Consider the following 5728-nt stretch of genomic DNA (forward strand, 5'->3'; position numbering starts at 1 on the left):
CCTGTCAGGGCTCCTACCAAGGTGTGGAGCAGGACGCGGGATGTGCCGCCTTCTTTCCATTGCTCTATGCCTTCTTTGTCGGTGTTGGCGAGGGCTTTTTCATATTGCGCCTGGGCGTAGTTGCCTATGGCTGTACTGGCTAGTTTGCCAAACTCGCTGGTGATCTGCACCTGGGCGTTGACTTCTTTGTTGACTGCGTTTGAGTCGAATATCTTTTGAAGCCCTGTCTCTTTGTCTCCGGTTCTGGCGTCTTTGTTACCGGCAATGCCGCTGATGCCGGATTGGGTGGTGCTCGTGCTGTTGCCGCTGGCATTGCCTACGCCTGCGCCTGCTCCGCTGGTGCTGATGCTGGCGGCGTAGCTTTGTGCCTGGTAGCTGGCGTTGTTCTGGAGGTCGGCGGTGGTGACCTGGCTGCTTTGGAAGGTGTTTTTGTTTTGTTGGGCGGCGTTGTCTGTGCTGGTGATGACGCCTCCGACGAGGCTGGTGTTGCCTGCGACGTTGATCTGGAAGCCGCTGTCGCCTGCTTTGAGGCCGCTTTGTTCGGTCACGCTGTTGAATGTGCTTTGGGTGTTGCCTGCGGCTGTGCTGAAGCTGCCGCTGACGGGCATGTTGCTGATGCCGACGGTGAGGCTGCCTCCGTTGTTGTGGTCCTGGCTTTGGTAGGTGCTGGTGTCTTGCAGGCTTTCTATGTGGAGGTTGCCGCTGTTGGCGATGATGCGGTCGGCTGTGCCAACGGCTCCTTTTAAGGTGGTGTCGCCTGCGCTGGTGATGGTGAGGGTGTTGCCGGCGCTGAGGTGGGTGTTGGTCCAGGATTGGTCTTGTCCCTGGCTGTTGCCGTTGCCCTGGGCTGCGCTGGCGGTGATGCCGATGCCTGTTTTGCTGCCGAAGCTGGCGCTGATGCCCAGGCTGGCTATTTCAGGTTATCTCCCAATAAAAGTCTGTCAGCAGATTTTCAATATCCGTGGGTAACACCCCATTTGAGCGTTGCTGCTCCAACCATAAAAATACCTCTCTCGGACTTTTGGTTGCCGACAGAATATGGAACTCTTGAGCGGCTACTGGATTAACCATATCCAGTGCACGCTGAAACTTCGTGTAGTAATAATTAACTCCCTTCATTTTCCGATTCCTGTAGGTAGTGTTCCGAAACCATTTATCCGTATAGGCTGATTAGTGATTGCCTGTGTTGCTCCCCCAGCACCCCACTCTGGAAATGTATTCGTAATTGGTTCTAGAGTAGTAGTTGTATTCCATTTTCCTGTCGGAATTTTCAAATCGTCAAGAAGCTGTAACGTATCGAAGCTTACCCAATTCGATGGTGTCCGCGGCAACTGCATAACGCTCTGCGCAGTAGATGGACTCATGTTAGTAATGTTATCGAACGTTATATAGGTGGGATTCCGAGGTGCAATCGTCCCAGTTAATGCCTCATCAACAGCTGGGCCTCCTACGGCCCTATAACCAGTGGCCGGTACTGCTGTGCCATCAGATGTAACGTAGAAATCCGGCTTGCTTACGATTTCGGATGTCGTATTTGCCCCAACTGTTTATTCTACGATTTCATCTGTGCAATCGTAGTCTGTCATTCTGCTTCGAAGCGCGCAATCAGGTTTTTACAAGCAGGTAGAGCAAATGACTCTGCCCATTCTTCTGTGTGCTTAAATTCAGGTTCAAGTTTTTCTAGCGTATCAGACGACCAAAGGTAACGTTGATCTTCATGAGGCAAATGATCCGTTTCAGAATAAATCACTGCAAATGCATCAAAATCTGGATCAGAAACCAGAACACCACCGACTTGATGTCGTAGTATAAATACCTCCCTAGCACCATGGAAAAAAGACATATTTCGATCAAGCATTGCTTGTACGACCTCTAGCAATCTCTCGCGGGCGGTCACTTCAAATTCATTTATAGCTGGTCGATTAGTCATCGCTATTTTCCTGGGAGTTTTATGGGTTGAATTGTTTTTGGTTCTACTACTTGACCAGTTATTACGTTCCGGTATGCATGAATTTCAAACACTGTGCCATCTGCTGCGGTAGCACTAGTGCTACTAACTTTGCTCCAATCACTTATAGAGCCACCATATTCAGCTACTAATCTCGCAGCATCTCGCAATACCACATTAGAACCATTTCCGGCCATTACTGAGCCGCCTCCAGATGTTAGCTCGGAAAGCCGCTGCTCACTTGTAAGTGATTTGCTCAGATTCAATCCACTAACTGCCCCTGCAGTACCTTCGGACGTAATAATATTTCCCCCACCACCCACCTTCCCCACATTATTAGCCGTCATTCCCGCAGTGGCAATCTCATCTACCACTTGCACTGCCCGCAGTATCGTACTACCTAATCCCAATACGGTAGTCGCAATATTCAAGTCCTTTTCCTGCTTTTTCGCCAATGCCTCGTTATATGCTTGCGTTCCTGCATCTGGTATCGCATTGGCTATCGGATTTCCATTTGTACAATTGGCCGCTGGGCAGTTTGCTATTAATGGGAAGTAGGCATTTCCATCCACCGTGACTGTGGCGCGTTGTGTGCCATCTGGAGCCGCAACAAGGCTTGAGGTAGTGGTGTATGTTGGTCCTTTGGTCAGTATGAAGGGACTCGCTGTACCCCCAGTGTTAGCAATGATAAAGGTGATCAGGTCATTGTTCGGACGGACTGGTGCATCTTCAATGAGAGCTGTTTGGCCAGAAGGACGCAGGATGATACTTTTGTCTTCTTTGTAGGTTTCCTGGATCGTTAATCCATTGTTGATATTGGTCAGTGTGCCGTTCTTGTTGATTAGAATTTCTCGTGTATCTTCTGCAACGATGACGTTGCCGTTGCTGTCTTTCACGCCTGAAGCGCGCAGTGCATCCAGAATTTGTTGTTCTGTGTATTGTCCTTTGCTCTTTGCTGCCAGGGCTTTGGCGAGGGTGTAGTCATTCGGATGCAACTGCCGGTTATTCGCATCTGTCGCCAACGCAGTTGCTGCTCCCTGGGTACCTCCTGCCAATAATCCTATGCCTGCCGCTGTCAGGTCGGCGATGCCTTTGGCGGTGAGGTTGGCGATTTCTTCGCTTAACCCTGCCTTTTGTAAGTTCGTCTGGATGCCGCTTTGCAGGTTGCTTATCCATTCGGCTGCGCTGGCACTCGTTGCTGCGCCAGCCGCTCCGCTGATGCCGCCTGTGGCTGCTCCTGTGGTGGAATGGAGGACGATGCGGTAGATGCCGCCTTCGCTCCATTTCTCGGCTTCTGCTTCTAGTTCGGCTTTCTTTTGTGGGTCGCTTTCGCTCGCTGCTAAGGTGTTGAGGGTGATTGCTTTGTTGTCTGCGTAGCCGGCGATGAATTTCGGAGCTAGTTTGCCAAACTCGCTGGTGATCTGAGCCTGAGCGGTGATGTCTTTGTTGACTGCGTTTGGGTCAAATATCTGTTGGATGCCTGTCTCTTTGTCTCCGGTTCTGGCGTCTTTGTTGCCGGCAATGCCGCTGATGCCGGATGGGGTGACGCTGGTGCTGTTGCCGCTGGCATTGCCTACACCTGCGCCTGCTCCGTTGCTGCTGATGCTGACGGCGTAGCTTTGGGCCTGGTAGCTGGCGTTGTTCTGGAGGTCGCTGGTGGTGAGCTGGCTGCTCTGGAAGGTGTTTTTGTTTTGTTGGGCGGCGTTGTCTGTGCTGGTGATGATGGCTCCGGTCAGGCTGGTGTTGCCTGCGACGGTGATCTGGAAGCCGCTGTCGCCTGCTTTGAGGCCGCTTTGTTCGGTCACGCTGTTGAATGTGCTTTGGGTGTTGCCCGCGCCTGCGCTGAGGCTGCCTGTGACGGGCATGTTGCTGATGCCGACGGTGAGGCTGCCTCCGTTGTTGTGGTCCTGGCTTTGGTAGGTGCTGGTGTCTTGCAGGCTTTCTATGTGGAGGTTGCCGCTGTTGGTACCACTTCCGCTGGTGCCGCTGGTGCCGCTGGTGCCGATGTTGGCGATGATGCGGTCTGCTGTGCCAACGGCGCCTTTGAGGGTGGTGTCGCCTGCGCTGGTGAGGCTGAGGGTGTTGCCTGCGTTGAGGTGGGTGTTGGTCCAGGATTGGTCCTGGCCCTGGCTGTTGCCGTTGCCCTGGCCTGCGCTGGCGGTGATGCCTATGCCTGTTTTGCTGCCGAAGCTGGCGGTGATGCCGATGCTGGCGTTGTGGCTGTTGCTGGTGCTTTGTTCTGTGGCGCTGTTGGCGGCGGCCTGGAGGAGGATGGTGCCGTCGCTGGTGAGGCTGGCGTTGTTGTCTGCGCTGAGTTGGCCGCCGGTGATGGTGATGTGGTTGTCTTTGCCGGCGCCGGTGGTGTTGAGGCTGAGGTTGTTGCCTGCATTGAGGGTGGTGCTCACTGCGGTGCTGGTGGTGGTGTTGTGTTGTTGGTCGCTGCTGCTGTTGCCTAAGCTGAGTCCGATGCTGATGCTGGCGGCACTGGCGGGGTCTTTGGTGATGGCTTGGGCGGTGTTGTAGAGGGTGAGGCCGCTGCTGGCGAGGGCGAGTGCCTGGTAGCGGGGGTCTTTGGTGTTGCTGAGGTTGTTGAGGGTGGTGTTGGTGGCACTGGCGGCATCGAGCAGTGGGGTGCTGATGCTGAGGCTGAGGAGGCCGCTGTCGTTTTGTTGGCTGCGGCTGGTGTTTTGGGCGCTGCTGATGGTGAGGTTGTTGCCTGCTTTGACGGTGAGGTCGTTGGTGGTTATGAGGGTGTTTTGGGTGCTGTCGCCTGTGCCGCTTTGGGCGGTGACATTTACACAGAATTTCTTACCGGCTCTTGAGCGCTGTCTCATTAAATTATCAAAAATCACCAATTTTCCTGCAAGACCTTAATACGCTCTCGGCTAGATATTACATTTTTTAGGAAAAGACCAAAGTCAAAGTCCTCATCTTCAATAAACGGTGTAGGATCGTCCTTGATTTTCTCATCTACAGAGCAGACATAGCTTAACGAAGCAAGCACACGACTTCCATGCACTACCGTTAGTGTTGAAGCCATTTTGTCTCGATCTAGCACAACAGTTACTCCATTAACAATCTGAATAACGATATTTCCAATCTTCAGAAAAATAGCTCCGTTTGACACGTATAAAGCTACCAATATCTCACTCAAAAAATCGAACACCCCATTAATTTTGATCGGTAGAAATTTTCCATCAATTGCTCTCCTTGTCGTTTCTCGACAGCTACCGTCTTCGCAATTTAATTCCAGCAACCGAAAATAGGTTTTTTTTGATTGAAGAGTCAACACAACAATTTCCTTATTAATATCCAAGATCTTTCCCTCCAGGTGTGAAGGATTTTTCTATAATCTGCTCCCAAGTTTTTCCTTGAACCTTCCGCATATAGTCAATGGTAGGGCCAAGCTGATCGCCATATTTTTCTAAATTTCGAGCATAAATTTTCTCCAGCTCATCTGGCGGAGTCAGGTTTTTGTATTTGATACCCAAATCCCTACGCATCTGACTAACCATCCGAGCAGTATCCTCTGCCGTAGCACCAGCCGCCCTTGCATTCAAAGAAACTTCTTCAAGTGCACGAACTTCATCAACATAAGCTTGCCTTAACGGAGGTAAATCTTTAGTAACACCCTGCTCCACCTTCCTAGCAGCCGTCGCCACAGCCGCATCTTCCCCCACCACCGTCAGTGTCTTGACCTCCGTACTTATCTTGCTCACCCCTGTCAACACGCGATCAACAGGGATTACTGTGGCAAGCAGACTTGTCCAGGCTTTTGAG

General features: G+C 51.9%; 7 protein-coding genes and 1 pseudogene. 2 read left to right on the forward strand and 6 right to left on the reverse strand.

The features are described 5' to 3' along the window. On the reverse strand, positions 1 to 914 hold a 914-nt coding region (locus ACO0LB_RS20285; protein WP_423052474.1), incomplete at its 3' end, for a hemagglutinin repeat-containing protein. Between ACO0LB_RS20285 and ACO0LB_RS20290 the strand changes: the two genes are divergently transcribed. Further along, positions 819 to 1067 (forward strand): hypothetical protein, encoded by a 249-nt coding sequence (locus ACO0LB_RS20290; protein ID WP_423052464.1) that lies wholly within the window; start codon positions 819 to 821, stop codon positions 1065 to 1067. The genes ACO0LB_RS20285 and ACO0LB_RS20290 overlap by 96 nt on opposite strands. Positions 1068 to 1582: 515 nt before the next feature. Here the strand turns inward: ACO0LB_RS20290 and ACO0LB_RS20295 are convergent. The 3 genes and pseudogenes from ACO0LB_RS20295 to ACO0LB_RS20305 all read right to left on the reverse strand — a co-directional run. Continuing rightward, positions 1583 to 1930 (reverse strand): DUF2489 domain-containing protein, encoded by a 348-nt coding sequence (locus ACO0LB_RS20295; protein ID WP_423052466.1) that lies wholly within the window; start codon positions 1928 to 1930, stop codon positions 1583 to 1585. A 2-nt stretch (positions 1931 to 1932) separates the two neighbouring features. After that, the gene (locus tag ACO0LB_RS20300; RefSeq protein WP_423052476.1) at positions 1933 to 3753 is read right to left on the reverse strand and encodes a hypothetical protein; all 1821 of its coding nucleotides are present in this window, start codon (positions 3751 to 3753) and stop codon (positions 1933 to 1935) included. Between the two features lie 153 nt (positions 3754 to 3906). Continuing rightward, positions 3907 to 4353 (reverse strand): annotated as a pseudogene (locus ACO0LB_RS20305) (hemagglutinin repeat-containing protein); the annotation flags it as partial. Positions 4354 to 4455: 102 nt separating this feature from the next. Here ACO0LB_RS20305 and ACO0LB_RS20310 point away from each other — a divergent pair. After that, positions 4456 to 4770 carry a hypothetical protein gene (locus ACO0LB_RS20310; RefSeq protein WP_423052468.1) on the forward strand — a complete coding sequence of 105 codons (315 nt, stop codon included), beginning with the start codon at positions 4456 to 4458 and terminating at the stop codon, positions 4768 to 4770. Between the two features lie 26 nt (positions 4771 to 4796). Here ACO0LB_RS20310 and ACO0LB_RS20315 read toward each other — a convergent pair whose 3' ends face one another. Then, positions 4797 to 5264: a hypothetical protein gene (locus tag ACO0LB_RS20315; RefSeq protein WP_423052470.1), complete on the reverse strand. Its 468-nt coding sequence runs from the start codon at positions 5262 to 5264 to the stop codon at positions 4797 to 4799. Beyond that, on the reverse strand, positions 5254 to 5728 hold a 475-nt coding region (locus ACO0LB_RS20320; protein WP_423052472.1), incomplete at its 5' end, for a hypothetical protein. The genes ACO0LB_RS20320 and ACO0LB_RS20315, both read right to left, overlap by 11 nt.

The organism is Undibacterium sp. SXout7W, assembly GCF_049339385.1.
Classification (GTDB): Bacteria; Pseudomonadota; Gammaproteobacteria; order Burkholderiales; family Burkholderiaceae_D; genus Undibacterium.